30 protein-coding genes and 1 pseudogene are annotated in these 26,038 nt (G+C 59.6%); 14 read left to right on the top strand and 17 right to left on the bottom strand.

Going from position 1 to position 26,038, the window contains the following annotated elements; all coding sequences use genetic code 11:
• Window positions 1–19: 19 nt before the first annotated feature.
• Together Q7C20_RS04905 and Q7C20_RS04900 are read left to right on the top strand one after the other, a co-directional pair.
• Window positions 20–562, top strand: coding sequence for a gamma carbonic anhydrase family protein (locus Q7C20_RS04905; RefSeq protein WP_375065902.1), 543 nt, complete (start codon window positions 20–22; stop codon window positions 560–562).
• Window positions 559–1,218: an HAD family hydrolase gene (locus tag Q7C20_RS04900; RefSeq protein WP_375065899.1), complete on the top strand. Its 660-nt coding sequence runs from the start codon at window positions 559–561 to the stop codon at window positions 1,216–1,218. Before Q7C20_RS04905 ends, Q7C20_RS04900 begins: the two co-directional genes overlap by 4 nt.
• Window positions 1,219–1,313: 95 nt before the next feature.
• Here the strand turns inward: Q7C20_RS04900 and Q7C20_RS04895 are convergent, their stop codons facing one another.
• The gene (locus Q7C20_RS04895) at window positions 1,314–2,357 is read right to left on the bottom strand and encodes an aminopeptidase (protein ID WP_375065897.1); all 1,044 of its coding nucleotides are present in this window, start codon (window positions 2,355–2,357) and stop codon (window positions 1,314–1,316) included.
• A 142-nt stretch (window positions 2,358–2,499) separates the two neighbouring features.
• Between Q7C20_RS04895 and Q7C20_RS04890 the strand changes: the two genes are divergently transcribed.
• A complete protein-coding gene (locus Q7C20_RS04890) occupies window positions 2,500–2,922 on the top strand; it encodes a hypothetical protein (protein ID WP_348054714.1) in 423 nt (140 codons plus the stop codon).
• Here the strand turns inward: Q7C20_RS04890 and Q7C20_RS04885 are convergent, their stop codons facing one another.
• Window positions 2,923–3,162: a DUF1161 domain-containing protein gene (locus Q7C20_RS04885; RefSeq protein ID WP_348054715.1), complete on the bottom strand. Its 240-nt coding sequence runs from the start codon at window positions 3,160–3,162 to the stop codon at window positions 2,923–2,925.
• A gap of 163 nt (window positions 3,163–3,325) precedes the next feature.
• A complete protein-coding gene (locus Q7C20_RS04880; RefSeq protein WP_348054716.1) occupies window positions 3,326–3,757 on the bottom strand; it encodes an OsmC family protein in 432 nt (143 codons plus the stop codon).
• A 217-nt stretch (window positions 3,758–3,974) separates the two neighbouring features.
• Here Q7C20_RS04880 and Q7C20_RS04875 point away from each other — a divergent pair, with 217 nt between their 5' ends.
• The gene (locus Q7C20_RS04875; RefSeq protein WP_348054717.1) at window positions 3,975–4,976 is read left to right on the top strand and encodes an LLM class flavin-dependent oxidoreductase; all 1,002 of its coding nucleotides are present in this window, start codon (window positions 3,975–3,977) and stop codon (window positions 4,974–4,976) included.
• Window positions 4,977–5,128: 152 nt separating this feature from the next.
• Here Q7C20_RS04875 and Q7C20_RS04870 read toward each other — a convergent pair whose 3' ends face one another.
• Window positions 5,129–5,353, bottom strand: coding sequence for a DUF1161 domain-containing protein (locus tag Q7C20_RS04870; RefSeq protein WP_348054718.1), 225 nt, complete (start codon window positions 5,351–5,353; stop codon window positions 5,129–5,131).
• Window positions 5,354–5,466: 113 nt separating this feature from the next.
• Window positions 5,467–5,679, bottom strand: a complete 213-nt coding sequence (locus Q7C20_RS04865; protein ID WP_348054719.1) for a dodecin — start codon at window positions 5,677–5,679, stop codon at window positions 5,467–5,469.
• Between the two features lie 154 nt (window positions 5,680–5,833).
• On the opposite strand from Q7C20_RS04865, the gene Q7C20_RS04860 reads away from it, so the two are divergent.
• Window positions 5,834–6,160, top strand: a complete 327-nt coding sequence (locus Q7C20_RS04860; RefSeq protein ID WP_348054720.1) for a DUF883 family protein — start codon at window positions 5,834–5,836, stop codon at window positions 6,158–6,160.
• Here the strand turns inward: Q7C20_RS04860 and Q7C20_RS04855 are convergent.
• A complete protein-coding gene (locus tag Q7C20_RS04855) occupies window positions 6,157–7,053 on the bottom strand; it encodes a LysR family transcriptional regulator (protein ID WP_375065893.1) in 897 nt (298 codons plus the stop codon). The genes Q7C20_RS04860 and Q7C20_RS04855 overlap by 4 nt on opposite strands.
• A gap of 110 nt (window positions 7,054–7,163) precedes the next feature.
• Between Q7C20_RS04855 and trpB the strand changes: the two genes are divergently transcribed.
• The 3 genes from trpB to Q7C20_RS04840 all read left to right on the top strand — a co-directional run bounded on the left by trpB (window position 7,164) and on the right by Q7C20_RS04840 (window position 9,799).
• Window positions 7,164–8,405 (top strand): tryptophan synthase subunit beta, encoded by a 1,242-nt coding sequence (trpB, locus tag Q7C20_RS04850; protein WP_375065891.1) that lies wholly within the window; start codon window positions 7,164–7,166, stop codon window positions 8,403–8,405.
• A complete protein-coding gene (gene trpA / locus Q7C20_RS04845) occupies window positions 8,405–9,214 on the top strand; it encodes a tryptophan synthase subunit alpha (protein ID WP_375065889.1) in 810 nt (269 codons plus the stop codon). Before trpB ends, trpA begins: the two co-directional genes overlap by 1 nt.
• A 138-nt stretch (window positions 9,215–9,352) precedes the next feature.
• The gene (locus Q7C20_RS04840; protein WP_348054724.1) at window positions 9,353–9,799 is read left to right on the top strand and encodes an anti-virulence regulator CigR family protein; all 447 of its coding nucleotides are present in this window, start codon (window positions 9,353–9,355) and stop codon (window positions 9,797–9,799) included.
• 337 nt (window positions 9,800–10,136) lie between these two features.
• Here Q7C20_RS04840 and Q7C20_RS04835 read toward each other — a convergent pair whose 3' ends face one another.
• From Q7C20_RS04835 to Q7C20_RS04810, 6 genes are all read right to left on the bottom strand, one after another.
• Window positions 10,137–11,441 carry an MFS transporter gene (locus Q7C20_RS04835; RefSeq protein ID WP_375065887.1) on the bottom strand — a complete coding sequence of 435 codons (1,305 nt, stop codon included), beginning with the start codon at window positions 11,439–11,441 and terminating at the stop codon, window positions 10,137–10,139.
• 179 nt (window positions 11,442–11,620) lie between these two features.
• Complete coding sequence (gene dgoD / locus Q7C20_RS04830; RefSeq protein WP_348054726.1) at window positions 11,621–12,769, bottom strand: galactonate dehydratase; 1,149 nt, start codon at window positions 12,767–12,769, stop codon at window positions 11,621–11,623.
• Between the two features lie 48 nt (window positions 12,770–12,817).
• The gene (locus Q7C20_RS04825; protein WP_348054727.1) at window positions 12,818–13,438 is read right to left on the bottom strand and encodes a 2-dehydro-3-deoxy-6-phosphogalactonate aldolase; all 621 of its coding nucleotides are present in this window, start codon (window positions 13,436–13,438) and stop codon (window positions 12,818–12,820) included.
• A gap of 1 nt (window position 13,439) precedes the next feature.
• Window positions 13,440–14,399 carry a 2-dehydro-3-deoxygalactonokinase gene (locus Q7C20_RS04820; protein ID WP_375065884.1) on the bottom strand — a complete coding sequence of 320 codons (960 nt, stop codon included), beginning with the start codon at window positions 14,397–14,399 and terminating at the stop codon, window positions 13,440–13,442.
• 215 nt (window positions 14,400–14,614) lie between these two features.
• A complete protein-coding gene (locus Q7C20_RS04815) occupies window positions 14,615–14,959 on the bottom strand; it encodes a DOPA 4,5-dioxygenase family protein (RefSeq protein WP_375065882.1) in 345 nt (114 codons plus the stop codon).
• 31 nt (window positions 14,960–14,990) lie between these two features.
• Complete coding sequence (locus Q7C20_RS04810; RefSeq protein ID WP_375065880.1) at window positions 14,991–15,941, bottom strand: choline sulfate utilization transcriptional regulator; 951 nt, start codon at window positions 15,939–15,941, stop codon at window positions 14,991–14,993.
• Window positions 15,942–16,044: 103 nt separating this feature from the next.
• Between Q7C20_RS04810 and betC the strand changes: the two genes are divergently transcribed.
• The 3 genes from betC (at window position 16,045) to Q7C20_RS04795 (ending at window position 20,218) form a co-directional block, all read left to right on the top strand.
• Window positions 16,045–17,556 carry a choline-sulfatase gene (betC, locus tag Q7C20_RS04805; RefSeq protein ID WP_375065878.1) on the top strand — a complete coding sequence of 504 codons (1,512 nt, stop codon included), beginning with the start codon at window positions 16,045–16,047 and terminating at the stop codon, window positions 17,554–17,556.
• Window positions 17,557–17,575: 19 nt separating this feature from the next.
• Entirely contained in the window at window positions 17,576–18,490 is a 915-nt protein-coding gene (gene choX / locus Q7C20_RS04800) for a choline ABC transporter substrate-binding protein (protein WP_348054732.1), read from the top strand.
• A 159-nt stretch (window positions 18,491–18,649) separates the two neighbouring features.
• Window positions 18,650–20,218 carry a SulP family inorganic anion transporter gene (locus tag Q7C20_RS04795; RefSeq protein ID WP_375065876.1) on the top strand — a complete coding sequence of 523 codons (1,569 nt, stop codon included), beginning with the start codon at window positions 18,650–18,652 and terminating at the stop codon, window positions 20,216–20,218.
• 39 nt (window positions 20,219–20,257) lie between these two features.
• On the opposite strand, the gene aroE is transcribed toward Q7C20_RS04795, so the two are convergent.
• Together aroE and hemF are read right to left on the bottom strand one after the other, a co-directional pair.
• The gene (gene aroE, locus Q7C20_RS04790; protein ID WP_375065874.1) at window positions 20,258–21,076 is read right to left on the bottom strand and encodes a shikimate dehydrogenase; all 819 of its coding nucleotides are present in this window, start codon (window positions 21,074–21,076) and stop codon (window positions 20,258–20,260) included.
• A complete protein-coding gene (gene hemF, locus Q7C20_RS04785; protein WP_348054735.1) occupies window positions 21,076–22,008 on the bottom strand; it encodes an oxygen-dependent coproporphyrinogen oxidase in 933 nt (310 codons plus the stop codon). Before hemF ends, aroE begins: the two co-directional genes overlap by 1 nt.
• A gap of 158 nt (window positions 22,009–22,166) precedes the next feature.
• Between hemF and Q7C20_RS04780 the strand changes: the two genes are divergently transcribed.
• On the top strand, window positions 22,167–23,144 hold the full coding sequence (locus tag Q7C20_RS04780) for an NADPH:quinone reductase (protein ID WP_375065871.1): 978 nt from the start codon (window positions 22,167–22,169) through the stop codon (window positions 23,142–23,144).
• Between the two features lie 147 nt (window positions 23,145–23,291).
• Here the strand turns inward: Q7C20_RS04780 and Q7C20_RS04775 are convergent, their stop codons facing one another.
• Together Q7C20_RS04775 and Q7C20_RS04770 are read right to left on the bottom strand one after the other, a co-directional pair.
• Window positions 23,292–23,849: an L-threonylcarbamoyladenylate synthase gene (locus tag Q7C20_RS04775; RefSeq protein ID WP_375065869.1), complete on the bottom strand. Its 558-nt coding sequence runs from the start codon at window positions 23,847–23,849 to the stop codon at window positions 23,292–23,294.
• Between the two features lie 54 nt (window positions 23,850–23,903).
• Window positions 23,904–24,317, bottom strand: a pseudogene (locus Q7C20_RS04770) (DNA-processing protein DprA); the annotation flags it as partial.
• A 174-nt stretch (window positions 24,318–24,491) separates the two neighbouring features.
• Here Q7C20_RS04770 and Q7C20_RS04765 point away from each other — a divergent pair.
• The gene (locus tag Q7C20_RS04765) at window positions 24,492–24,803 is read left to right on the top strand and encodes an AlpA family transcriptional regulator (protein ID WP_192562953.1); all 312 of its coding nucleotides are present in this window, start codon (window positions 24,492–24,494) and stop codon (window positions 24,801–24,803) included.
• Window positions 24,804–24,951: 148 nt separating this feature from the next.
• Window positions 24,952–25,557 (top strand): hypothetical protein, encoded by a 606-nt coding sequence (locus Q7C20_RS04760; RefSeq protein WP_236369000.1) that lies wholly within the window; start codon window positions 24,952–24,954, stop codon window positions 25,555–25,557.
• Here Q7C20_RS04760 and Q7C20_RS04755 read toward each other — a convergent pair whose 3' ends face one another.
• Window positions 25,558–26,010, bottom strand: coding sequence for a hypothetical protein (locus Q7C20_RS04755; RefSeq protein ID WP_375065866.1), 453 nt, complete (start codon window positions 26,008–26,010; stop codon window positions 25,558–25,560).
• Window positions 26,011–26,038 lie beyond the last annotated feature (28 nt).

Below are 26,038 nucleotides of genomic sequence, written 5' to 3'. Positions count from 1 at the left end.
ACAAGAGAGAGACGCTATCGTGACCCTTCGCACCTATCAGAACCACACGCCAACCCTGGGCGCCGGGGCTTTTGTCGACAGTTCGGCGGTGGTGATCGGCGATGTAGAAATAGGCACCGACAGCTCGGTATGGCCGCTGACCGTGATTCGTGGCGACATGCACCGCATCCGCATCGGCGCACGCACCAGCGTGCAAGACGGCTGCGTGCTGCACATTACCCACGCCGGGCCGTTCAACCCGGACGGCTTCCCGCTGCTGATCGGCGATGACGTGACCATCGCGCACAAAGTCATGCTGCACGGCTGCAAGGTGGGCAATCGCATCCTGATCGGCATGGGCAGCATCGTGATGGACGGCGCCGTGGTCGAAGACGACGTGATCATCGGCGCCGGCAGCCTGGTGCCGCCGGGCAAAAAACTCGAGAGCGGCTTTTTGTACGTGGGCAGCCCGGTTAAACAAGTCCGCGCACTGACTGACAAGGAGCGCGCGTTTTTCACCTACAGCGCCGCCAACTACGTGAAGCTCAAAGACCTGCACCTGGCCGAAGGATTCGATCAATGACCCTGAAATACCACACCGTACTGTTCGACCTGGACGGCACCCTGACGGATCCGCGTGAGGGCATCACCCGTTCGATCCAGTACGCCCTCGGCAAACTCGGTATTGATGAGCCGGACCTCACCAAGCTGGAACACTTTATCGGCCCGCCATTGCTGCAAGCCTTCATGCAGTTCTACGGCTTCGACGAGGCCAAAGCCTGGGAAGCGGTGAATTTTTATCGGGAGCGTTTCAAGGTCACCGGGCTGTATGAAAATCGCGTATTCGACGGCGTGATGCCGCTGCTCGAAGCGCTGAATGGCCAGGGCCGTGAGTTGTATGTGGCTACCTCCAAGCCTTGGGTATTCGCCCGCGAGATTGCCCGGCATTTCGATTTCGCCAGGCACTTCAAGGTGATTTACGGCAGTGAGCTGGACGGCACGCACACAAACAAGGTTGAGCTGATCGCGCACTTGATGAGCGAGGAGGGCCTGGACCCGGCGACGACCTTGATGATTGGTGATCGCAAGCATGACCTGATCGGGGCGCGCAGCAACGGGCTGGATTCGGCGGCGGTGGGGTATGGGTTTGGCAGTTTCGAGGAGTTGAGTGCTGAAGCGCCGACCTGGCATTTTGAGACGCTGGATGAGATGCATCAGATGTTTTTGCAGCGCGGCTGATGCCGCCTTCGCGAGCAAGCCCGCTCCCACATTCGACCGCATTTCAAAGTTGGAACTCGGTCAAATGTGGGAGCGGGCTTGCTCGCGAAGAGGCATTAACGGTCACTGATTTCCAACTGCTTCAACGCCGCCTTGCGCTGCTCCACCGGCAACCCACCCATCTTCTCCACCGCCGCAAAAAACCTCACCCAATCCCCATCCACCTGCCGAAACAACGCCGCAAACGCCGGCACCCACTGGTCATACAGCCCAAACGGCAATAACCGCGCGTTGTTCATCGGCTGATTAATCCATACGTCATAGCGCTTGTCCCCGCCCCATTGGCTATCACGCATCCGGCGATACTCACTGCGCAAGCGCTCAAATTCGGCTGCCTTGGCCTGTCGCATCGCCTGCGCCGCCAACGGCTGCGCGTACAACGCTTCCAAGCGTTTTCGAGTATCGAGAACCAACCGGATGAACTGGTCGCGCTGCTGCAACGCTGCATCGCTGATCGGCGGCAGACCACGGGCCGCACGCCATTGGCGCGTGCCTTCCTGCTCGACGAAATTGGCATACGATTCGTTGAACTCAGTGTCGTCCTTCACATAAAAACGCTGGTGCGCCAGCTCATGGAAAATCAGCGTGGCCAGGCGCTCATCGCCCCAGCTCATCATCGAACTCACGATCGGGTCGTTGAACCAACCCAGCGTGGAATAGGCCTCCACCCCGCCAATCGACACGTCCATGCCGCGTTGCTTCAACAGCGCCGCCTCGCCACGCGCCGCGCCCTGGTTGTAATAGCCGCGATAGGCGACGCAACCGGCAATCGGGAAGCAATGGGTTACAGGCGAGAGGGAAAATTCCTGCGTGGCGAAGACATTCCAGACTACATATGGCCGGCCAATATCGGCGTACAGCCGGTAACTCTGGTTATCCGGCAGGTGCAGGTGTTCGCTGGCAAAGGCCCGCGCCTTTTGCGATTGCACCAAGTGGTCACGCAACAACTGTGGCCGGGAAGGGTCGGCGATCACCTCGGAAACCGGTTCGCGAGCCCGCAGCAACTGCCACTGGCCGCTGGCCAACTGGCTGTAATAACTGACGCTGGAGCAGCCGCTGAGCAGCAGCACCCACACGACTGGAAGAAAACGCATGAGCATGCCGCGACCACCTCTGAATAATGTGCTCGGCAGACTATCCTGCCCTCACGGAATTTTTCCATGGTTTAGCGTGTTTATACTCATAGGGAGTCTGCTGCCATCGGCGCCGGGCTCATCCTTTCCTTCTGCCTGAGTGCCTGCCATGCGCCAGCTCTTGCTTCCCGTTGCTGCCCTGTTCCTCAGCGCCTGTGCATCGACGCCCATTCCCCCCGCCGACCCGCAGCAAGCCTGGGTCGACTTCACCACGCCCACACCGGGCGCCAAGCTGGTGATGGCGCAGCGCCTGGACGGGAAAAACCTTAACGACGGGCGTTTCTTCCAGGTGCCACCCGGCAGCCATGAGCTGATGGTGCGTTTCGACTTCGAGGTGAACACCGGATCGGGGATTGGCGGGCTGGACCAGACGCGTGACCGCACCTGTTTCATGAGCCTGCAGTACAACAACTTCCAGGCGGGCCAGCATTATGTGCTGGAAGGGCGCTCGCTGGCGTTTACGCCCAACATTCGGCTGTATAACTCGGCCCGGCAGTTACTGGCCGAAGAACACAGCGTGAATTGCATCTGATCAGTCGTTGTTTTTTTGATAAATGATGCGCTTGGTGCCGTTTTCGCAGGTACCTACGAGCATCGCACTGTCATGATTCTTGGCTTCTTCGGCAGTGATGATTTCCAGGGTGTAGGACGGGATCGCCTTGGCCTGGATATTCACTTCGATTTCCTTCCTGAGCTCTTCACAATCTTTCGGAGCGGCCACGGCCGAGGTGGCCAATACACCGCAGATGATCGCCAAGGCAAAACGTTTCATGTGTGTAGCTCCCTGAATGCATGCGCACGAGTGTGCGGCTAAGGCTGCATAGGGTATAGGACCACATCGGGGAAACACGAGTTCTGATTTAACGCATAACTAAATGCGGGAGCGGACACGTGTGGGAGCAGGCAAGCCAGCTCCCACATTGGGTCTTGCTGTATCAGCTGACCAGCGTGGCATCCAGGCTGATTTCAGCATTCAGAACCTTGGACACTGGGCATCCTTCCTTGGCCTTTTTGCTCAGTTCATCGAACTGCGCCTGGCTTGCGCCCGGAATCTTGGCCTTGAGGACCAGGTGCACGGCGGTAATCGCAAAACCCCCTTCAACCTGGTCCAGAGTCACTTCAGCCGTGGTGTCGATGCTGTCAGCCTTGAGGCCCGCATCGCCCAGGATCATCGAAAAAGCCATGGAGAAGCAGCCAGCGTGGGCCGCGCCGATCAGTTCTTCAGGGTTGGTGCCCTTGCCGCCTTCGAAACGCGCTTTGAAGCCGTAGGGCGCTTCGCGCAGCACGCCGGTTTCCGTGGAAATGGAACCCAGGCCTGTCTTCAGATCACCTTCCCAATGCGCGGATGCTTTTTTAACGATACTCATAGCGGTCTCCTCGAACGGTGGTTTTGCTTCAGTAAGGTTCTGAGGATAGAAGGGTTGGCAAAGTTCATCTTGTCGGAGAAACCCAGCAAATTAGTAGGAAATTTCCTGGTCTGCTATTGAATCTCGGGTATATGCCCACATCTCATAAGGCATGCACATGAAGCGGCAGGTTTTGGTTCATCTAATAAGCCTGCGCACCTAATGGAGAAGCAGGCTTATGAAATCGCTGTCCGACGTAAAATTTTCAACCCTCGACCTTGTGCCCGTGCGCGCCAACGGAACCATCGCGCAGTCGCTGCGCAACTCCCTGGACCTGGCCCAACACGTGGAAAAGTTCGGCTACAACCGCTTCTGGGTGGCTGAGCACCACAACATGGACGGCATCGCCAGTTCGGCCACCTCGGTGTTGCTGGGCTACCTGGCGGGAGGCACTTCGACCATTCGCGTCGGCTCGGGCGGCATCATGCTGCCCAACCACGCACCGCTGGTGATCGCCGAGCAGTTCGGCACCCTGGAAAGCCTCTACCCCGGTCGTATCGACCTGGGCCTGGGCCGTGCGCCGGGTTCCGATCAAATGACTGCCCGCGCCCTGCGCCGTGAACGCTCCGGCAGTGCTGACGAGTTTCCGGAAGATGTGGCCGAGCTGGTGGCCTACCTTGGCCCACGTACGCCTGATCAACGGATCATCGCCGTACCGGGCACCGGCACCAACGTGCCGGTCTGGTTGCTCGGTTCCAGCCTGTTCAGCGCACAGCTGGCCGGTGAACGCGGTTTGCCTTACGCCTTTGCCTCACATTTCGCACCGCGTTTGATGCATGAGGCGATCCGCGTGTACCGCAATCACTTCAAGCCTTCGGCCGTGCTGGATAAACCTTACGTGATGCTCGGCATTCCGTTAGTAGCGGCTGACACTGATGAACAGGCCGACTACCTGGCCACCTCGGTGTACCAGCGCATTCTTGCGCTGATGCGCGGGCAAAGCCTGGTCCAGCGCCCGCCGGTGAAAACCATGGACGGCCTGTGGCTGCCCCATGAAAAAGAGGCTGTCGGCAGTTTCCTGGGCCTGGCCATGGTCGGCGGCCCGGCGAAAATCCGCGCCAAGCTGGAAGTGTTGGTCGAGCAAACCGGTGCTGATGAGCTGATTTTCACCAGCGATCTGTACGAACACGCCGACCGCATTCATTCCTACGAACTGCTGGCGCAGGTGATGAAGGGCTAAACCCCAGGCAAAAAAAAACGACGCACGTGTGGCGAGGGGGCTTGCTCCCGCTGGGCTGCGTAGCGGCCCCAAAATATTGGGAGCGCTGCGCACTCCAGCGGGAGCAAGCTCCCTCACCACATGTGCGTCGTACTTATGTCTGCAACACGGGTTTAACCGCGTTTGTAGACGATTTCCTTGGTGTCGCCTTCGCAGCTGCCAATCACCTTGGCATCGGCTGCAGCGCCTTTCTCCACAACATCCAGCGAATAATGCTGAACGCCTTTTGCATCAAGCTTTGTCGCGAGTTCGCTTTTCAGCTCTTCGCAAGGCTTGCCCGCCGCCAGGGCTGTACCCGCAATGCTCAACAAACCGACTGCTAACAGGAACTTCTTCATCCGTTACTTCCTTACGCTGATCGAATAGAACGTGCCGACGCTGTCGCATCGGCACCCCAACGTTGTAGCGCAGGTTATGGCAATCGGCCAGTCCGCAAGTTCAACTCACAGGATCAACTGGTGGCAATTCGGAACCCTACCTTGAGCGTGACCTGATAGTGCGCGACTTTGCCGTCCTCGATATGACCGCGGGTTTCAGTCACTTCAAACCACTCCAGGTGCTTGAGGCTCTTACTGGCCTCGGCCAGTGCATTCTGAATGGCATCTTCGATGCTGGTGGTGGACGAACCTACCAGTTCGACTTTCTTATAGGTGTGATTAGACATAGCGTTTCTCCTGAGGTCTCTAGTGAGCGTAGCAGTCAATGTTCCTAATGCTTCTGGCGACAATTCCTACTCGAAAGTTCAGATTTACTGCACTTTTTGAATCGGCCGCAGTCGGTATCTACACACGCCACTCAATCACTTCAGGAGAGCCCACATGGCCAACACTTCTTTACGCAAAGCGTCACTGGAAAGCATGGAAGCCGAGATTTCGAGCCTGCTCAAATCCCTTGAAAGCCTCAAGGACGATGCGTCTGACGAGTCGCGCAAAACGTTGAAGGCCCTGAAAAGCAATGCCGAGAATGCTCTCAAGCATTCCCGTCATCTGATCAGCGATGCCTACGAAGAAAGCAAAGTCAAAATCCGCGAAACCGGTGTTGCAACCCGTGACTACGCACAAGAGCACCCATGGACCACTGCCGGCGTCGCCGTTGGCGCGCTGGGTCTGCTGGCGGCTTATTTGATGTGCAAACGTGGTGACTAAACAGGTTGGCGCAACAGCTCAGTCTTGAGCCACTGCGCCAGCTGCCGAGCGCGCCCATCTGCGGCGCGCTTGGGTAGCCACAACGCCAGGTGCGCCGGGGTTTCACAAAAACCCCACGGCGCCACTAGGCGACCCGCTCGCAGGTCCTCTGCCACCAGCGGTTCGGGCGCAATCGCCACGCCCAATCCAGCGACCGCCGCTTCCAGCAAATAATACAAATGCTCAAACCCCTGGCCATGTCTCAAAGCGCCGGGCTCGATGCCGTAGTGCTGTGCCCAGCTGGGCCAGGCTTGCGGGCGTGAGGTGGTGTGCAACAGCGCTTCGCCACATAGCGCCGAGGCGGGGGCGTGGCGCAGGCGCTCGTAACCGGCAAAACGAGGGCTCATGACCGGGCCGATGCGTTCGCTGGCCAGCTCGTACACCTGCATATCCGCCGGCCACGGCGGTTCAGCGAAAACCAGCAGGGCGTCGAGGCCGGGCCGCCTGGGGTCAAGGTCGCCGTCGCCCGCCGACAGGTGCAAGCGCAGATCCGGCAGGTCGGCATTCAAACGGCCCAGACGCGGGATCAACCAGCGCGCCAGCAAACTGCCCGAGCAGCCGAGCACAAAGGGTGCGTCGGCACTGCTTTGGGTGAGTTCGGCGCACACATCCCTCAAACGCTCGAAGGCATCGCTGCTTGCATCGCGGAGCCGTACGCCCGCATCTGTGAGTTTAAGGCCACGCCCATCCTTGACGAACAGGCTGACACCCAAATGCTCTTCCAGCACTTTCAACTGACGACTGACCGCGCCATGAGTGACGTGCAACTGCTCGGCAGCCTGACTCACGCTGTTGAGGCGGGCAGTGGCTTCAAACGCGCGCAGGGCGTTAAGGGGAGGGAGGTCTCGGCTCATCTGTGAGTTTTCCTGACAGGTTACGGCGATCTTATCGGTTTTCAGCCAAGAGCGTGAGGGGTAGAGTGGCCCTCATTGTTTATCACAGCCCTTCTTTTCTGGAGCCACCCATGACTCAGTCCCAGACCGATCTACGCAACGGCCCAGACGCCAGCGGCCTGTTCGGCGCGTTCGGCGGCCGCTACGTCGCTGAAACCCTGATGCCGTTGATCCTCGACCTGGCCCGCGAATACGAAGCGGCCAAGATTGATCCGGCTTTCAACAAAGAATTGGCCTACTTCCAGCGCGACTACGTCGGACGCCCAAGCCCGCTGTATTTCGCTGAACGCCTGACCGAGTTCTGCGGCGGCGCCAAGATCTACCTCAAGCGCGAAGAGCTGAACCACACCGGCGCGCACAAGATCAACAACTGCATCGGCCAGATCCTGCTGGCGCGGCGAATGGGCAAAAAACGCATCATCGCCGAGACCGGCGCCGGCATGCACGGTGTGGCCACGGCCACCGTCGCCGCGCGCTTTGGCCTGCAATGCGTGATCTACATGGGCACCACCGACATCGAGCGCCAACAGGCCAACGTGTTTCGCATGAAGCTGTTGGGCGCAGAAGTGATCCCGGTGGTTGCGGGCACCGGCACCCTCAAAGACGCCATGAACGAAGCCTTGCGTGACTGGGTGACCAACGTTGAAGACACCTTCTACCTGATCGGCACCGTGGCCGGCCCGCACCCGTACCCTGCGATGGTGCGCGACTTCCAGGCCGTGATCGGCAAGGAAACCCGTGACCAGATGCAAGCCCAGGAAGGCCGCCTGCCGGACAGCCTGGTGGCCTGCATCGGCGGTGGCTCCAACGCCATGGGCCTGTTCCACCCGTTCCTGGATGACACAGGCGTGGAAATCATCGGCGTTGAAGCCGCCGGCTACGGCATCGAAACCGGCAAGCACGCGGCCAGCCTCAACGGCGGTGTACCCGGCGTACTGCACGGCAACCGTACCTTCCTGTTGCAGGACGACGACGGCCAGATCATCGACGCCCACTCGATTTCCGCCGGCCTGGACTACCCCGGCATCGGCCCTGAACACGCCTGGTTGCATGACATCGGCCGCGTGCAATACACCTCGGTGACTGACAACGAAGCCCTCGAAGCCTTCCACAAATGCTGCCGCCTGGAAGGGATCATTCCTGCCCTGGAAACCGCCCACGCCCTGGCCGAAGTATTCAAACGCGCGCCCAACTTGCCGAAAGATCACCTGATGGTGGTCAACCTTTCGGGCCGTGGTGACAAAGACATGCAAACCGTGATGTTCCACATGGAACAGTCTCAACAAGCGCAGTCCTCGCAGGAGAAACACTAATGAGCCGCCTGCAAGCGCGTTTTGCGCAACTTAAACAACAAAACCGCGCCGCCTTGGTGACCTTCGTCACTGCTGGCGACCCGGGCTATGACACCTCGCTGGCGATCCTCAAAGGCTTGCCTGCCGCCGGTGCCGACGTGATCGAGCTGGGCATGCCCTTCACCGACCCGATGGCCGACGGCCCGGCGATTCAGCTGGCCAACATCCGCGCGCTGACCGCCAAGCAGAACCTGGCGAAAACCCTGCAGATGGTCCGCGAGTTCCGCAAAGACAACAGCGACACCCCGCTGGTGTTGATGGGCTACTTCAACCCGATCCACAAATACGGCGTGCCACAGTTCATCACTGACGCCAAGGAAGCTGGTGTGGACGGCCTGATCGTGGTCGACATGCCGCCCGAGCATAACGGCGAACTGTGCGACCCGGCCCAAGCCGCCGGCATCGACTTTATCCGTCTGACCACACCGACCACCGATGACGTGCGCCTGCCCACCGTGCTCAACGGCAGCTCCGGCTTTGTGTACTACGTATCGGTGGCCGGTGTGACCGGCGCCGGCGCCGCCACCCTGGAACACGTCGAAGAGGCCGTGACTCGCCTGCGCCGCCATACCGACCTGCCCATCAGCGTCGGCTTTGGTATCCGCACGCCGGAACAAGCCGCCGCGATCGCGCGCCTGGCAGACGGTGTGGTGGTAGGTTCGGCGTTGATCGATCACATCGCCAATGCGAAAAATGATCAGCAAGCCATCGATGGGGTGTTGACCCTGTGCGCGGCGCTGTCGGAAGGTGTGCGCAACGCCCGTACGTAAGCGCCATGTAGCGGTAGGTAAAGTTCCTGATACAGAGGAATCAATCCGCTGCAACAGTACCTAAAGTGACAAGACCAAGGGATTTCGAACCGCGTTCGAGGTCCCTTTTTTGTTCGTGCAGGACTGAGGAAACACCCCATGAAAATGCCTAAACGCTTGATCGCTGGTCTCGGCGTGCTGATGCTCGGCGCGAGTGCCCTGGCGCAGGCCGCGCCGTACGATCAAGGCGGCCCAGACCGTGGCGGCCCGCAAGGCCCACAGGGTCAGCACGACCAGCGTGGTGACGACCATCGCGGCCCGCAGGACAACCGTCGCGGCCCGCCACAGGACTTCGGCCCGGTACGGCAGATCATCCACGACAACCACGGCCAGTTCTCCCGAGGCGCACCACCACCGCCAAACGTACGCCTGGTGCGTGGCCAGCCGCTGCCACGTGGCTATTACGGCGAACGCCTGGACAACCGAGCTCTGTCGCGCCTGCCGGTGTACCAAGGTTATGAATGGCGCCGTTCCGGCCCGGACGTGGTGTTGATCGCCGTGGGCACAGGCATCGTCTACGAAATCCTCGACGGCGTACTCAACTAAACCGCGCAGCTTGAAACGGCAGGCCCAGTCGCCGTGGTGAATGGGCCTGCTTTGGGGAACATTGGTAAGCGGGCTTGTTGTGGTGAGCGGGCCTGTTGTGGTGAGCCGGCTTGTTGTGGCGAGCGGGCCTGTTGTGGCGAGCGGGCTTGCCCCGCGTTGGGCTGCGCAGCGGCCCCAAGACCAGACACCGAGGAGCACCTGAATCACCGCGTTCTTCTCTCTGGGGCCGCTTCGCAGCCCAACGCGGGGCAAGCCCGCTCGCCACAACAAGCCGGCTCACCACAGCAAGCCGGCTCACCATCACAGGCCAGCTTGCCACAACAAGTCTACTCACCCGCTACAGCTCGATCCGTTCGACTTTGCCTACCAACAACACGTAGGAAAGCGCCCCCAGCAACGCCAGCACGGCGATGTAAGTGATCGCCGGTGCAAACGAATCCCCACTCGCCAAAAAGCCAATCACAATTGGCGTGGTGATCGCCGACAAGTTACCGATAAAGTTGAACACGCCGCCCGTCAAACCCAGCAACCGCGCGGGGGCCAATGTCGACACCAGCGACCAGGTAATCGACGCCAAGCCATTGCCGAAAAACGCCAGCGCCAGAAACGCGATGACCCACGCCGTCGAATCCACATAGTTGGCACCAATGATCGCCGTGGAAATCAGCAGCCCGCCAATGATCGGCAACTTGCGCGCAAAACCCACTGATGAACCCCGGCGAATCAGCCAGTCGGAAAATATCCCCGAACACAGCACACCCACGAACGCCGCGAGGAAGGGTAACGACGCCAACAGACCAGACTTGATGAAGTCCATGCCACGGTATTTCACCAGGTACGTCGGAAACCACGTCAGGAAAAACCACAGTGTGGAATTCAGGCAGAACTGCCCCAGGTAGATGCCCCAGAGCTTGCGCTGGCTCAGCACGATGCCCAGGTCCACCCAACTGAACGGCGCCTTGGCGGTTTTTTCCTGGATATCCACCAGGCCGCCACCCTCACGAATCAGCTCGATTTCAGCCGCATTCGCGCCTTTGAAATCCTTGGGCTCGCGGTACACCGCGTACCAGATCAGCGCCCACAGAATGCCCACGCCGCCGGTGGCGACAAAGACCATGTGCCAGCCGAATGCGTGCTGCAGCCACGCCAGAACCGGCGTGAGAAAAGCCAGCCCGACAAATTGCCCGGAGGTGTAGACGCCAATCGCGGTGGCGCGCTCACGCTCGGGAAACCAGGTCGTGACCACGCGGCTGTTGATCGGATAAGCAGGAGCTTCCAGCGCACCGACCGCCATGCGCAGCACGAACAACGCGATAAAGCTGGCAGCAAACCCCAGCATCACGGTGGCGATGGACCACAGCAGCAGGGCGACGGTGTAGAGAATGCGCGGCGGCACACGGTCGACCAGCCAGCCGCCGGGGATCTGCATGGCCGCGTAAGTCCAGCCGAATGCGGAGAAGATCAGCCCGACATGCACCGGGTCGATACCCAGCTCACTGGTCAGCGCGGGGGCCGCAATCGACAGGTTGCTGCGGTCGAGGTAGTTGATCACCACGGTGATGAACAGCAGCACCATGATGAAGAAACGCTTTCTGCTGGGCGTGACTAAAGAAGCCTGCCCGGTGAAGGATTCAGGGTGCATGGGGGGGTTGCCTCTTTTTATGTTTATTGAGGACTGATCGTTACTGGCTGAAACACAATCAATGTGGGAGCTGGCTTGCCTGCGATAGCGGTGGTTCAGCTTGCATCTCTGGAGCTGACACACCGCTATCGCAGGCAAGCCAGCTCCCACATTTTTGATCCCGTTCCGTCAGTCAGAAATCACCACTCGGCGAAGCTGCCGTCGGCATGGCGCCAGATCGGGTTGCGCCAGCGGTGGCCGATGGCGGCGCGTTCGATCACGTATTCCTCGTTGATCTCAATGCCCAGGCCTGGCCCGTTAGGGATCTTCACGAAGCCTTTGTCATAGTCGAACACGCCCGGGTCTTTCACGTAGTCGAGCAGGTCGTTGCTTTCGTTGTAGTGAATGCCCAGGCTTTGCTCCTGGATGAACGCGTTGTAGCAGACCGCATCCAGTTGCAGGCACGCCGCCAGGGCAATCGGCCCGAGCGGGCAGTGCAGCGCCAAAGCCACGTCGTAGGCTTCGGCCATGTTGGCGATCTTGCGGGTTTCGGTGATGCCGCCGGCGTGGGAAGCATCCGGCTGGATGATGTCGACATAGCCTTCGCTGAGCACGCGCTTGAAGTCCCAGCGCGAGAACAGGCGCTCGCCCAAGGCAATCGGCGTGCTGGTCAGCGGGGCCAGCTCTTTGAGCGCTTCGTAGTTCTCGCTGAGCACCGGCTCTTCGATAAACATCAGTTTGTACGGGTCGAGTTCCTTCATCAGCACCTTGGCCATGGGCTTGTGTACCCGGCCATGGAAGTCGACGCCGATGCCAACGTTGGGGCCGACCGCGTCACGCACGGCGGCGACGTTGGCCAGGGCCAGGTCGACTTTTTCGAAGCTGTCGACGAACTGCAATTCTTCGGTGCCGTTCATTTTCACGGCAGTAAAGCCACGCGCCACGGCATCTTTGGCGGCGCGAGCGGTGTCGGCAGGGCGGTCGCCGCCTATCCACGAATACACGCGGATCTTGTCGCGCACCTGGCCACCGAGCAGATCACTCACGGACACGCCAAGGGCCTTGCCCTTGATGTCCCACAGCGCCTGGTCGATACCGGCGAGGGCGCTCATGTGCACGGCGCCGCCACGGTAAAAGCCGCCGCGATAGAGCACAGTCCAGATGTCTTCGATATTGCGGGGGTCTTTGCCGATCAGGTAGTCGGACAATTCCTCGACCGCAGCGGCCACGGTGTGAGCGCGGCCTTCGACCACGGGCTCGCCCCAGCCGGTTACTCCCTGGTCGGTTTCGACCTTCAGAAAGCACCAGCGCGGTGGGACGATGAAGGTGGTCAGTTTGGTGATTTTCATCTTCTTATCTCTCTTGTCGATGCTGCGCTCGGGGCGCAAAGCTTGCATTCAGTTCAAGGCGTTCCAGGCGGCGACATAAGCCTTCGCGGTACTCGCCACGTGCTCCACAGACATGCCCGGTTTGAACAACCCGGAACCCAGCCCGAAACCCCTGGCGCCGGCGTCGAAGTACACCTGCATGTTCTCTGGCGTTACGCCGCCCACCGGCAGCAGCAACGTGCCCGCCGGCAATACCGCGAGCCACGCCTTGATCACCGCCGGGCCCATTTGCTCGGCCGGGAACAGCTTCAACACGTCAGCACCTTCAGCCAGGGCGGCGAAAGCTTCGGTCGGCGTGGCCACACCCGGCGACAGGAACAGGCCCGCCGCCTTGGCAGCGCGCAGCACCTTCGGATCGCTGTGGGGCATGACGATCACCTGGCCGCCCGCCGCTTTGACCTGCTCAACCTGTTCGGGCGTCAACACCGTGCCCGCGCCGATCAGGCAATCGGCGGGCAGGCTGTCGCGCAGGGTGCGGATGCTGGTGTAAGGGTCCGGTGAATTCAGTGGGACTTCGATCACGCGAAAGCCCGCCGTGTAGAGCACTTGGCCGATCGCCTCGGCTTCGTCCGGGCGCACGCCGCGCAGAATCGCGATCAAACCGTTGTGGGAGAGTGCATCTTTAAGCATGTCAGGCCTCCTTTGCAGGTTGAATGAGCCCGGCCGCCACAGCCAGTTGCCACAGGCCGCGCTCGGTGGCTTCCTGCGCCAGGCTGACGTGGGCAAAACCGCAGAGGGCGAGGGCACGTTGATAGAGGGCACAGAGCGGCGCGGTGCCGACCAGGGTGATCGGGATGTGTTTCGCGCTGTCCGGCAAACCTGCGAGTTCATGGCCGATCAACAGGCCGGACAAGTAATCGGGCTGTTGCTCGCGCGTGAGTTCGGCGGTCAGCCCGAGGGTACGGGCGCTGAACAAGGTGGACAGCACGCCGCGCTGGCCGTCTGCTGAGCGCGCGACATGCACGCCACGCTCAAACGCCTCGGCCTGGAAGTGTTCGGATGGCTGTTGGGTGCGACCCAGGATGCTGTGTTTGCTGAGCACCGCAAACAGTTCGCCGGTCATGAAGGTGTCGAAGTGGGTGATGCGGCCTTGAACAACTTCGACCCATTTGGAATGGCTGCCGGGCAGGCCGATCAGCGCGTCGGCACCGATATTTTGCAGCACGCCGAGCACCTGGGTTTCTTCGCCGCGCATCACGTTGGGCAAACCGACCTGTTCGATCACACCGGGCACAATGTGCACCGTCACCCCGCGCAGGCTGCGCACCCCATGCAATGCCTGGCCCAGGCTGGCGACATCTACCGGAGTTTTGCGATAAGCCGCCTCGCTCCAGCCCTGGGCGCTGCCGACCATGCCGCAGGCAATCACCGGCAAATCGGGCTGCGCATCAAGCCAGTCGCCACAGGCCGCGTCGAACGCCAACTCGAAGCCATCGCTGCAGCGTACGCCGGCAATGTCCCGTGGTTCGCTGGGCAGGTGCATGATCCCGAACGCCAGCGCGCGCTGTTCAAGCACCACGCCCGCCGGGCCGAGTTTGTAAGCACGAAGGGAGCTGGTGCCCCAGTCGAGCGCGATCAATTGCGCCTGCATCGCTTCACCTGAAATGAGTGGGTGCTGAAAAAAGCAGATGGGCGAATATAAACCTATGACCTGTCACATCTCAATATATAAATATCAGTCCCATATATCGGGACATACCAAGCTGTCGTGGCGAGCGGGCTTGCCCCGCGTTGGGGTGCGAAGCGCCCCCAAAAAAGACCAACCCGGTATCCCAGACACCCCCACTCACCAAAAACATCAGCTCCCTAAAGCATCTCTGAACCCCGAAACCCAGACAAATCCAATTCCCGCATCGCGCCCATCCAGATCGCGTAGTCAGTGTGATCCTTCAAGTCATCGCCAGTATCCGGATGCAGAAACACCACCAACCCCTCGCGATGCAGCGCCAGCCACGGCAGCACCACACCGATGTACTCCGGCTCGAACGCCAACTGGCAGCTCCAGTCCGGGTGCGGCCCGACCGGCCGTTGGTGTACGCGGCCCATGCGCAGGGGGAACAGCTTGGCAGCGTCTTCACACAACGTGCGCGCCTGGTCGAGGGTGCTGGCGTCGAAATAGATGTGGGCGTGATAGCCCTTGATACGTTGCATGGCGGAATCCGGATCCATTAAGCGCCAAATCCTAGACCGCAATCGACGGCAGGGCCAGCCCGGTCAGCGACTGCGCGCTGCTGGCTTGCTCGGCCACCAGCCAGTCGACAAAGCGTTCGACCAACTGCCCCCGGCGTTTGCGCTGGGGTTGCACCACGTAATAGCCAAAACGCGAGATCACCGTCTCGCGGATCGGTCGGCACAGCCAGTTCTGCTCCAGCAAGTTGTCCACCAGGTGACGCCAGCCGATGGCCACGCCCTGGCCGGCAATCGCCGCTTGAATCAGCAGGGTGTAGTTGTCAAAACGCAGCTGGCCGGGAGTGGGCGCAACGTTGATGCCCAGTTCACGAAACACGCCGCTCCAGTCGAACCACTGGCTGTTGTTTTCCTGGCGCAGGTGCAGCAGGGGAACATCGTGCAAATTTTGCACAGTCAACGCCGTGGCCTGCTCCTTGAGCCACAGCGGGCTGCACACCGGGAACACTTCCTCGTTGAACAGCCACAGGCTGTCGCCCTGCTTGAAACGGCCGTCGCCAAACAGCACCGCCACGTCGATATCGCTGCGCAAAGTGGCGTGGTTGCGTTCGCTGGTCACCAGGCTCACGTCCACCTGCGGGTTGGCCGCATGAAAGCGGTGCAGGCGCGGCATCAGCCAATAGGCGGCGAAGGCAAAGTCGGTGGCTACCTGCAGCACTTCATGCTGGTCTTGCTGGGTGATGGCGCTGAGGCCATGGTTGATGGTCTGCAAGCCGCCCTGTACGTGTTCAAACAGCAAGGCCCCCGCGTCGGTCAGCTCGATGCCTCGGTAAATGCGATCAAACAGACGAATCGCCAGTTGCTCCTCAAGGCGCTTGATCTGCTGGCTGATGGCGGGCTGAGTGGTGCCCAACTCCATGGCAGCAGCGGTGAAGCTGCGGTGACGCGCCGCCGCTTCAAACGCGCGCAGCAGGTCGAGGGATACATCACCGAGGGCTTCATACATAAGCTGTGCTTATCCTAGACATTGCTTTTCATGGGCTTTACCCCATTTTCCATGGGCTACATGCTCATTCGCATAAACACCGCCTATGGAATGCCGAGAACCCATGAAGCGCAAGAACATTCTTTTCATCATGGCCGATCAAATGGCCGCGCCGTTGCTTCCGTTCTACGGTTCTTCGCCTATCAAACTGCCTAACCTGAGCCGCCTCGCCGAGCAGGGCGTGGTGTTTGACGCCGCGTACTGCAACAGCCCGCTGTGCGCGCCGTCGCGGTTCACCCTGGTCAGCGGCCAATTGCCGAGCAAGATTGGCGCCTACGACAACGCCGCCGACTTCCCCGCCGACGTACCGACTTATGCCCACTACCTGCGCCGCCTCGGCTACCGCACGGCGCTGTCCGGCAAAATGCACTTCTGCGGCCCCGACCAACTGCACGGCTACGAAGAGCGCCTGACCAGCGACATCTACCCCGCCGACTATGGCTGGGCAGTGAACTGGGACGAGCCGAACGTGCGGCCCTCCTGGTATCACAACATGGCGTCGGTGCTGCAAGCCGGGCCGTGCGTGCGCACCAACCAGCTGGATTTTGACGAAGAGGTGGTGTTCAAGGCGCAGCAATACTTGTTCGACCATATTCGCGAAGACAGCGACAAGCCGTTCTGCCTGACCGTGTCGATGACTCATCCACACGACCCGTACACCATTCCCAAGCCGTTCTGGGACCTGTACGACGACGGCGACATCCCTTTGCCTACAACCCCGGCCCAAGGTGATCTCGACCCGCATTCCCAGCGCCTGCTCAAGGTCTATGACCTGTGGGACAAACCGCTGCCGCTGAACAAGATCCGCGATGCGCGCCGCGCCTATTTCGGCGCGTGCAGCTACATCGACAGCAATGTCGGCAAGCTGCTGCAAACCCTGGAAGACACCGGCCTGGCCGACGACACGATCATCATCTTCTCCGGCGACCACGGCGACATGCTCGGCGAGCGTGGCCTCTGGTACAAAATGCACTGGTTTGAAATGGCTGCCCGCGTGCCGCTGCTGGTCAGCGCGCCGGGGCAGTTTGCGGCGGGGCGTGTGAGCAAGGCGGTGTCCACCGCTGACCTGTTGCCGACCCTGGTGGAACTGGCCGGCGGCGAGCTGGACCCACGCTTGCCACTGGACGGTCGCTCGCTGGTCCCGCACTTGCAAGGGCAGGGCGGGCATGACGAAGTGTTTGGCGAATACATGGCCGAAGGCACCATCAGCCCACTGATGATGATTCGCCGTGGCGCCTGGAAATTCATCTACAGCGAAGACGACCCTTGTCTACTGTTTGATGTGCACAACGACCCGCACGAGCGGGAAAACCTCGCCGAGTCACCGGAACACCGGCCACTGTTCGAGGCGTTTTTGAGTGAGGCGCGGGCCAAATGGGACATCCCGGCGATCCACCAGCAGGTGCTCGCCAGCCAACGCCGCCGTCGTCTGGTGTTTGAGGCATTGACCACGGGAGAGCTGAAGAGCTGGGATCACCAGCCACTGGTGGACGCCAGTCAGCAATACATGCGCAACCATATCGACCTCGACGACCTGGAGCGCAAGGCACGTTATCCACAACCCTGCCAAAACTAAAAAATACAGAGGGAAGGCCATGCAAAAGTTGACTGCGGTGCTGGGAATGTTGGCGCTTGTTAGCGCCAATGTGTACGCGGACGCCAGTTGTGACACGGTGAAAATGGCCGATCCAGGCTGGAGCGATATCGCTGCCACCAACGCCATCACCGGGTTTCTGTTGAACGGCATGGGCTACAAGGCCAAGGTCGACACCCTCGCGGTGCCGATTACGTTTGGCGGGCTCAAGGACGGCCAGGTGGATGTGTTTCTGGGTAACTGGATGCCGGCGCAGCAGGGCTTCTACGACAAGTTCGTGGCCAATGGCGATGTGGTGCAACTGGCGAAGAACCTGGACGGCACCGAGTTCACCCTCGCCGTGCCGGACTATGTGTGGGATGCCGGGGTGCATGACTTCGCCGACCTGAACAAGTTTGCCGACAAGTTCGACAAGAAAATCTACGGAATCGGCTCCGGCGCGCCGGCGAATATCTCGTTGCAGGAGATCATCAAGAAGAATGACTTCGAGCTCGGCCAGTGGAAGCTGGTGGAGTCCAGCGAGCAAGCGATGCTCGCCGAAGTGTCGCGGGCCGTTAAAAAGCAGAAATTCGTGACCTTCCTCGGCTGGACGCCGCACCCGATGAACGTGCAGTTGAAAATGCACTACCTCAAAGGCGGCGAGAAGTATTTTGGTGACACCGGCAGCGTGTATACCCTGACCCGCAAAGGGTATGCGCAGTCGTGCCCGAATGTCGGGAAACTGCTGACCAACCTGAGTTTCACCCAGGAGATGGAGAACAGCATCATGGCTGAGGTTGCCAACAACAAGGTCAGCAATGCCGACGCGGCGAAGGCGTGGATAAAAGCCAATCCCGCAGTGCTGGACAAGTGGCTGGACGGCGTGAAAACCGTGGATGGCAAAGATGCGTTGGCTGCGGTAAAAGCCAAACTCTAAGGCCTGATGCAATCCTGATGTGGGAGCGGGCTTGCTCGCGAATGCGGTGGTTCAGTTAAGCAATTGTTGACTGATACACCGCATTCGCGAGCAAGCCCGCTCCCACAGGGTCCCGTGTGTACTGATACCCTGAGCCATCCCTTATTACCCGAGTCTGCGATGCCCTGGCCCAACCGCCACACACTCTTCCCCTTTCTCGCCTGGCTCCCGCGCCAAACCCGCGCCAGTGTCGGCCGGGATGCGATTGTGGGCCTAAGTGGCGCCGTGCTCGCTTTGCCGCAGTCGATTGCCTACGCGCTGATTGCCGGTCTCCCACCCGAATACGGCTTGTATGCCGCCATCATCCCGGTGCTGATCGCCTGCCTCTGGGGTTCATCCTGGCATTTGATCTGCGGCCCCACGGCGGCGATTTCCATCGTGCTGTACGCCAGCATCAGCCCGCTGGCTGTGCCAGGGTCTCAGGACTACATCATGCTGATCCTGCTGCTGACATTCCTTGCCGGAGTGTTCCAGTGGTTGCTGGGCATGCTGCGCTTCGGCGCACTGGTGAATTTTGTCTCCCATTCGGTGGTGCTGGGTTTCACCCTGGGCGCTGCCGTGGTGATTGCCTTGGGGCAACTGCCGAACCTGCTGGGGCTGGATATGCCGAGCCAAGCCACGGCGATCAAAAGCTTGTTGGCACTGGTGGAACACGCAGGGGAATGGGACCACGCCTCGCTCGCCCTTGGCGTGGGCACACTGTTGGTGGGCGCAGTGCTCAAATACTGGGTGCCGCGATGGCCGACGCTGCTGATCGCCCTGGCGCTGGGCAGCCTGGTGGCGTGGCTGTGGCCGGCGATGTTCGGGCATGTAGCGCTGGTGAGTTCGTTCGTGGGCAAGCTGCCGCCGTTCAGCCCGTTGCCGATGGACTTGGACATGATTCTGCGGCTGCTGCCCAGCGCTGTGGCGGTGGGCATGTTGGGGCTAGTGACCAGCCTGTCGATTGCGCGCTCGCTGTCGGCCCGCTCGCAGCAGTTGCTGGACGCGAATCAGGAAGTTCGCGCGCAGGGTTTATCCAATATCGTCGGCGGATTTTTCTCCGGGTATCTGTCGGCGGGTTCGTTTACGCGCTCTGGCCTGAGTTACGAGGCAGGCGCTTGCTCGCCACTGGCAGGGGTGTTTTCCGCGGTGTGGGTGGCGCTGTTTGCACTGTTTGGCGCGGCGCTGATCGCGCACATTCCGATCCCGAGCATGGCCGCGAGCATCCTGCTGATTTGTTGGGGGCTGGTGGATCATCGCGGCATTCGCGCACTGTTGCGCGTGAGTCGCGCCGAGTTTGTGGTGATGAGCCTGACCTGCGTCGCCACCTTGCTGCTGGAGCTGCAAACCGCAATTTATGCCGGGGTGTTGGCGTCGCTGTTTTTCTACCTCAAGCGCACCTCGCAGCCACGGGTTCAGCAATGGCGCGACGGCAATGAGGATGTGTTGCGGGTCGGCGGCTCGATCTTTTTTGGCGCCAGCCATTACCTGCAAGTGCGCCTGCAAAGCCTGCAGGGCGAGAGAGTGGTAATCGAGGCGCAGCAGATCAACTTTATCGACTATTCGGGGGTGGAGATGCTGCACCAGGAAGCGCGGCGGTTGCGCGGGTTGGGGCGAAGCCTGACGTTGCGTCAGGCGCGGCCGCAAGTTGTTGAAGAGCTGAAAAAGCTGGAAGGCGCCGAAAAATGCCCCGTCCATTTTGAAGAGTGACTGCGCTCCCACACTGACTGTGCCCACATTGGGCTGGGGTTAGGCCAACTGGCGGCGCAGTTCGGCCAACACCGGCGCTGAGTCCGGGCGCACACCGCGCCACAGGAAGAACGCTTCCGCCGCCTGCTCAACCAGCATGCCCAGGCCATCCATCGCCACCGCTGCACCCTGCTCGGATGCCCAGCGGCAAAACGCTGTCGGCGCCTTGGCGTACATCATGTCGTAGCAAAACGTCTTGCCCGGTTCGATCAGGCTTCCCGCAATCGGCGGTACATCGCCTGACAGGCTGGCGGAAGTGGCGTTGATGATTACGTCCACCGGCTCGCGCAACCAGTCGAAACCGCTGGCAGACACCGGGCCCAAGTCGTCGAACAGCTCGGCGAGCAATTCGGCCTTTTCCACGGTGCGGTTGGCGATGATCAGCGAGGCTGGCTTCTGCGCCAGCAAGGGCTCCAACGCCCCACGCACCGCGCCACCGGCGCCCAACAGCAGAATGCGTTTGCCTTGCAGTCTCAACCCGGCGTTTACCGTCAGGTCGCGCACCAGGCCCGCGCCGTCGGTGTTATCGCCGAGCAGGCTGCCGTCCGCCCGCTTGCTCAGGGTGTTCACTGCACCAGCGCGCTGGGCGCGTTCGGTGAGTGTGTCTGCCAACCGGTAGGCGTCTTCCTTGAACGGCACGGTGACGTTGGCGCCACGGCCTTGCTGAAAAAACTCACGGGCACAGCCGGTGAAATCCTCCAGCGGAGCAAGCAGGGTGCTGTAGTCCAATTGCTCGCCGGTCTGTTCGGCGAACATACGGTGAATCAGCGGCGACTTGCTGTGGCCGATGGGGTTGCCGAACACCACATAACGGTCCATCAGTCAGCCGCCTGTGGTGGGGCGACGCCAAGCCAGTCACGGTCTTGCAGGAAATAGTCGGTGAGGCGAGCTTCTTCACTGTCGGCCTCGGCCTTCCAGTCGTAGCTCCAGCGCACTTGTGGCGGCAGCGACATCAGGATGGACTCAGTACGCCCGCCCGATTGCAGGCCGAACAGGGTGCCACGGTCATACACGAGGTTGAACTCGACGTAGCGGCCACGGCGGAATTCCTGGAACTGGCGCTGCTGCTCGGTGTACGCCATGGCTTTGCGGCGCTGCAGGATCGGCAGGTAGGCGTCGATGTAGGCGTCGCCGATGGCGCGGATGAAGGCGAAGCTGGTGTCGAAGCCCCACTCGTTCAAATCATCGAAAAACAGGCCGCCAATACCGCGCGGTTCGTTGCGGTGCTTGATGTGGAAGTAGGTGTCGCACCAGGCTTTGTAGCGTGAATACACGTCCGGGCCGAACGGCGCACAGGCTCTCTCGGCCACGCGGTGCCAGTGAATGCAGTCTTCCTCGTTGCCGTAATAAGGCGTGAGATCGAAGCCGCCGCCAAACCACCACACGGCCTCTTCGCCTTCTTTTTCAGCGATGAAAAATCGCACATTGGCGTGGGACGTCGGCGCATGCGGGTTGTGCGGGTGAATCACCAGCGACACGCCGAGGGCTTCAAAACCACGACCGGCCAACTCAGGGCGATGTGCACTGGCGGACGGTGGGAGGTTGCTGCCAAACACGTGGGAAAAGTTAACGCCGCCTTTTTCGATCACCGAACCGTTTTCAATCACTCGGGTGCGACCGCCGCCGCCGGCAGGCCGGGTCCAGGCGTCCTCGATAAAGCGAGTGTCCGTCTCGAAGGTTTCCAGGGCGCTGCAAATGCGGTCTTGCAGGTCGAGCAGGTAGGCCTTTACAGCCTCGGTGCGGGTAGTCATGGCATCACCTTGAATCGGGCAAAGCTACGCGAGGCCATCAGGCGTCGGCGGCAAATGGGCGCACAGGATAACACTGCACTCCTGTCGCCGCAGTTGACGAAGATCAAGCTTAGGAGTCCGATAGAGGGCTACGCGATTCGACCTCAGGAGAAGTGCAGATGGCCAAACGTATCCAGTTCAGTGCCCATGGCGGCCCCGAAGTACTTGAGTATGTGGACTACACGCCAGCGGAGCCTGGCCCGCAGCAAGTCCGAGTACGCAACGAGGCCATCGGCCTGAACTTCATCGACACTTATTTCCGCAGCGGCCTGTATGCGCCACCGGCCTTGCCATCAGGCTTGGGTGCCGAGGGCGCCGGTGTGGTCGACGCCGTCGGCAGCGAAGTCACTCAATTTAAGGTCGGCGACCGCGTGGCCTACGGCAGCGGCCCGCTCGGCGCCTACAGCGAGCTGCATGTGCTACCCGCCGCCAACCTGGTGCACCTGCCAGACAACATCAGCTTCGAACAAGCCGCCGGCGCCATGCTCAAGGGCCTGACCGTGCAATACCTGCTGCGCCAGACCTATGAATTGAAAGGTGGCGAAACCATTCTGTTTCATGCGGCCGCCGGTGGCGTGGGCTCTCTGGCCTGCCAGTGGGCCAAGGCGCTGGGCGTAAAGCTGATCGGTACCGTGAGTTCGCCGGAAAAAGCCGCCCTGGCCAAATCCCTCGGCGCGTGGGAAACCATCGACTACAGCAAGGAAAACGTCGCACAGCGCGTGCTGGAATTGACCGACGGCAAGAAAGTCCCGGTGGTGTACGACGGCGTAGGCAAAGACACGTGGCTGACCTCGCTGGACAGCGTGGCGCCTCGTGGTCTGGTGGTGAGTTTTGGTAATGCGTCGGGCGCAGTTGATGGGGTGAACCTGGGGATTCTGTCGGCCAAGGGCTCGCTGTATGTCACCCGGCCGACATTGGCGACTTATGCCAGCAACCCGAAAGACTTGCAGGTCATGGCGGATGACCTGTTTTCGATGATCAAGAGCGGCAAGCTGCGCATTGATATCAACCAGCGTTATTCGCTGGCGGATGCAGCGAAGGCGCAAACGGAATTGTCGGGGCGCCGGACGACGGGCTCAACCATTCTCTTGCCTTGATCGACCTTTGTGGCGAGGGAGCTTGCTCCCGTTGGGCCGCGCAGCGGCCCCAAAACAGGCAATGGTGTTTCTTCAGGTAAGCCGCATTCTTTTGTTTTGGGCCTGCTTCGCAGGCCAACGGGAGCAAGCTCCCTCGCCACAAACGTGTCAGGAAGCTCGCACGACCTCACCTGTCGCCAAATCGCGAATCAGGCTCGGGTTCTTGCGGCCACCGAGGGCGCCACCCAACACCAGGTCCACCTGGCCACGGAAGTACTGCTCCACGCGAAGCCGCGTGCGCGCTGACGGGCGACCTTGCGGGTTGGCCGAGGTGGAAATCAACGGCCCGACCAGCGAGCACAGATCCCGCACCAGCGGATGATCGCTGACGCGCAGCGCCACTGTGTCGTGCACACCCGTCACCCATTCCGGCAGCATGCCCTGATGTGGCACCAGCCAGGTGTTTGGGCCTGGCCAGGTGCTGGCCATGCGTTCGATCCAGGTGTCCGGGAAATCTTCGAACAGGAAATCGAACTGACGGATGTTGTCCGCCACCAGGATCAGGCCCTTATCCACCGAGCGATTCTTGATCGCCAGCAGCCGGTCCACCGCGTCTTCATTCCACGGGTCGCAGCCCAGGCCCCAGACCGCCTCGGTCGGATAGGCAATCACCGCGCCTGCGCGAACTTCTCGTGCGGCTTCCAGCACACGCCACCTGTTGACCATTGCTTGTTCTCCGGACTAAAGCTCTGCGCAGTTTACCGATCTTCGTTACAAAACCTAGAGGCGTGCGAACCAACGTCCGCTTTCGCAGATCACCTGGCCCTCGAGTTCCAACTCGGTCAAGGTCGCCAGCACCTGGGACAACGGCCGCCCACTGGAAATCGCCAGCGCCTCACTGGAGTGTGGCGCCGCGTGCAGCAACGCCACCAGCGGGTGGGTGACCGGCATCGGCGCCGGGCGCGACAACGCCTGCCACCCGCGTAAACCTTCGAGGATGTGTTCGATGGTTTCCACCAGCGTTGCGCCCTCGCGGATCAACTGGTGACAGCCTTTGGCGCCGGGATGATGAATCGAGCCGGGCATTGCATACACCTCGCGGCCTTGCTCTGCCGCAAGCTTGGCGGTGATCAGTGAGCCGCTGGCCACGCCGGCCTCGACCACCAGCACGCCCAGGGACAGGCCGCTGATGATTAGGTAAACCCTTTGTCCGTGTAAATAAAAAATCAGAGAAAGGCGCATTGACCCCTAGACGAAGCCATAGGATACCATTAGCATTCATTCGACCCGCAGCGAGTCATAGGCGGTCATCAAAACCGTGATTACTAATCAAATCACAAGCCAAATATCCGTTGAGAGATCTAACACATGAAATTGATTGACAGTTCTACCGTTACCGAAATGCTCGGTATTAGTAAATCAACACTATATCGTTGGTGTGATATTAAAGAGTCATCAGATGACTTTTTAGGCAGTCTAAGCAGCGCATCTATGTTATCTAAAAAACGCGCGGGCTTAGCAGCTACCATCGGAACCTCTAGCATCGGCGGAAATTTGTTTGAAAAGATGTCAAGTCTGGCTGAGGAGTCTATGGACTTTCCTAGACCTTACCGTGTGGGTCGCGCGCTAAAATGGAACGAGGAAGAAATCAAGTCATGGCTTGAAACCCGTAGGGTTTGATTCGCCGAATTGGTTTTTTTGCGAAGCATGAAAACTCCAAAGGTGCGGAAATTGTTCCGCATCGACTAGCTGCTAAATTTCGTTCCGTTTCGGTTTTTTGGGAATTGGCGAGAACCTAGAAAATATAAAACAAAGAGGCAAAGACAAAATGGTCGAGTCTAGTGATATGTTAAAGCTATTTATCCCTTATATACTTGGTACTGGCTTATTAACGGTAATCATAACATTGTCCGTGGATAAAACATTTCTACTAATAAACAACCGAAAAGAAAAAAAACACTCATCAATTCGCGTAGCAGTGATATTGGAAAGCTATGCACTTACATGCTCGGACTTTATCAGCGGGAATGAGTATTTTGGTCAGCGTTATGGGCTCAATGAGAAATCATATGATATGACGAATGGAGATAGACCTGTCCTTCAAAACTTCCCGACAGATATAAATTGGAAGGAGATAAAGCCGTCTCTTGCATCCAGAGCGCTTTCGCTGAATGCCGAGGAACTAATGACCAACTCGTTACTGAGTTCGTTGACGGATGATGAGTTCGGTTGGGATAGACTCGCTGAGGTACATAATATAGTTGGTTACAACGGTTATAAGGCGTGGATGCTGGCAAACGAGTTTCGGGCAGATGTGTCGTTACCGAGAGCAGAAACTCTTCACTTGGAAAAATACGTTGAGAAACATCTAAATCGTTACCATGAAAAAAGTATAAAAGAAGCTAACATGCGCCATAGCTTTTCAATCGACTAACTAAAAAGTGTAAACCTGGACAGTTACACCATTTGTATAACGCGGGTTTTTAGAGTAGATGTAGTCGCCGGGCGAAAACTCAATGAAAAGGTCATGACTTGAAGTGGATTCAGAACAATGAGCTGAACCAGATGAGTCGATAAAGAAATCAAAATAATGCGTCGTCTTTGTGGGCGCTCCTTTGCCACCGTCTATATATTTCCGTTTTAAACAATCACTTTCCGCACTGAGCATCGCATTATATTTAGCGACCTTAGCCTCAGCCATAGCTTTTGCTACTTCTTTTGAATTCTGAACTGGTTGTTGGACTTGTAGTATTGGGCTAGATGTTCTGTTGAACGCACTCGGATTCATATAATGCAAACAGGCAAAAAATACGATAGGGAAATAGATAAAGCCTAAAAGAGACGTGTCATTGCTTCGCATAAAGATTTTAGATTTGGTATCTGCCAATTATACCATGTAACATTTCAGACTCACG

Origin of the sequence: Pseudomonas sp. AMR01, assembly GCF_041946035.1 — a bacterium.
Taxonomy (GTDB): Bacteria; Pseudomonadota; Gammaproteobacteria; order Pseudomonadales; family Pseudomonadaceae; genus Aquipseudomonas; species Aquipseudomonas antarctica_B.
This window is presented reverse-complemented; position numbering and strand designations above follow the sequence as displayed.

Coding starts and splice junctions, on each gene's coding strand:
- Q7C20_RS04880 (WP_348054716.1), bottom strand. CDS start 3,757: ATGAGTATCGTTAAAAAAGCATCCGCGCATTGGGAAGGTGATCTGAAG.
- trpA (WP_375065889.1), top strand. CDS start 8,405: ATGAGCCGCCTGCAAGCGCGTTTTGCGCAACTTAAACAACAAAACCGC.
- Q7C20_RS04840 (WP_348054724.1), top strand. CDS start 9,353: ATGAAAATGCCTAAACGCTTGATCGCTGGTCTCGGCGTGCTGATGCTC.
- Q7C20_RS04820 (WP_375065884.1), bottom strand. CDS start 14,399: ATGCAGGCGCAATTGATCGCGCTCGACTGGGGCACCAGCTCCCTTCGT.
- Q7C20_RS04815 (WP_375065882.1), bottom strand. CDS start 14,959: ATGCAACGTATCAAGGGCTATCACGCCCACATCTATTTCGACGCCAGC.
- Q7C20_RS04795 (WP_375065876.1), top strand. CDS start 18,650: ATGCCCTGGCCCAACCGCCACACACTCTTCCCCTTTCTCGCCTGGCTC.
- Q7C20_RS04890 (WP_348054714.1), top strand. CDS start 2,500: ATGCGCCAGCTCTTGCTTCCCGTTGCTGCCCTGTTCCTCAGCGCCTGT.
- Q7C20_RS04900 (WP_375065899.1), top strand. CDS start 559: ATGACCCTGAAATACCACACCGTACTGTTCGACCTGGACGGCACCCTG.
- Q7C20_RS04860 (WP_348054720.1), top strand. CDS start 5,834: ATGGCCAACACTTCTTTACGCAAAGCGTCACTGGAAAGCATGGAAGCC.
- betC (WP_375065878.1), top strand. CDS start 16,045: ATGAAGCGCAAGAACATTCTTTTCATCATGGCCGATCAAATGGCCGCG.
- Q7C20_RS04760 (WP_236369000.1), top strand. CDS start 24,952: ATGGTCGAGTCTAGTGATATGTTAAAGCTATTTATCCCTTATATACTT.
- dgoD (WP_348054726.1), bottom strand. CDS start 12,769: ATGAAAATCACCAAACTGACCACCTTCATCGTCCCACCGCGCTGGTGC.
- hemF (WP_348054735.1), bottom strand. CDS start 22,008: ATGACTACCCGCACCGAGGCTGTAAAGGCCTACCTGCTCGACCTGCAA.
- Q7C20_RS04775 (WP_375065869.1), bottom strand. CDS start 23,849: ATGGTCAACAGGTGGCGTGTGCTGGAAGCCGCACGAGAAGTTCGCGCA.
- aroE (WP_375065874.1), bottom strand. CDS start 21,076: ATGGACCGTTATGTGGTGTTCGGCAACCCCATCGGCCACAGCAAGTCG.
- Q7C20_RS04780 (WP_375065871.1), top strand. CDS start 22,167: ATGGCCAAACGTATCCAGTTCAGTGCCCATGGCGGCCCCGAAGTACTT.
- Q7C20_RS04865 (WP_348054719.1), bottom strand. CDS start 5,679: ATGTCTAATCACACCTATAAGAAAGTCGAACTGGTAGGTTCGTCCACC.
- trpB (WP_375065891.1), top strand. CDS start 7,164: ATGACTCAGTCCCAGACCGATCTACGCAACGGCCCAGACGCCAGCGGC.
- Q7C20_RS04895 (WP_375065897.1), bottom strand. CDS start 2,357: ATGCTCATGCGTTTTCTTCCAGTCGTGTGGGTGCTGCTGCTCAGCGGC.
- Q7C20_RS04825 (WP_348054727.1), bottom strand. CDS start 13,438: ATGCTTAAAGATGCACTCTCCCACAACGGTTTGATCGCGATTCTGCGC.
- choX (WP_348054732.1), top strand. CDS start 17,576: ATGCAAAAGTTGACTGCGGTGCTGGGAATGTTGGCGCTTGTTAGCGCC.
- Q7C20_RS04870 (WP_348054718.1), bottom strand. CDS start 5,353: ATGAAGAAGTTCCTGTTAGCAGTCGGTTTGTTGAGCATTGCGGGTACA.
- Q7C20_RS04885 (WP_348054715.1), bottom strand. CDS start 3,162: ATGAAACGTTTTGCCTTGGCGATCATCTGCGGTGTATTGGCCACCTCG.
- Q7C20_RS04765 (WP_192562953.1), top strand. CDS start 24,492: ATGAAATTGATTGACAGTTCTACCGTTACCGAAATGCTCGGTATTAGT.
- Q7C20_RS04875 (WP_348054717.1), top strand. CDS start 3,975: ATGAAATCGCTGTCCGACGTAAAATTTTCAACCCTCGACCTTGTGCCC.
- Q7C20_RS04855 (WP_375065893.1), bottom strand. CDS start 7,053: ATGAGCCGAGACCTCCCTCCCCTTAACGCCCTGCGCGCGTTTGAAGCC.
- Q7C20_RS04835 (WP_375065887.1), bottom strand. CDS start 11,441: ATGCACCCTGAATCCTTCACCGGGCAGGCTTCTTTAGTCACGCCCAGC.
- Q7C20_RS04810 (WP_375065880.1), bottom strand. CDS start 15,941: ATGTATGAAGCCCTCGGTGATGTATCCCTCGACCTGCTGCGCGCGTTT.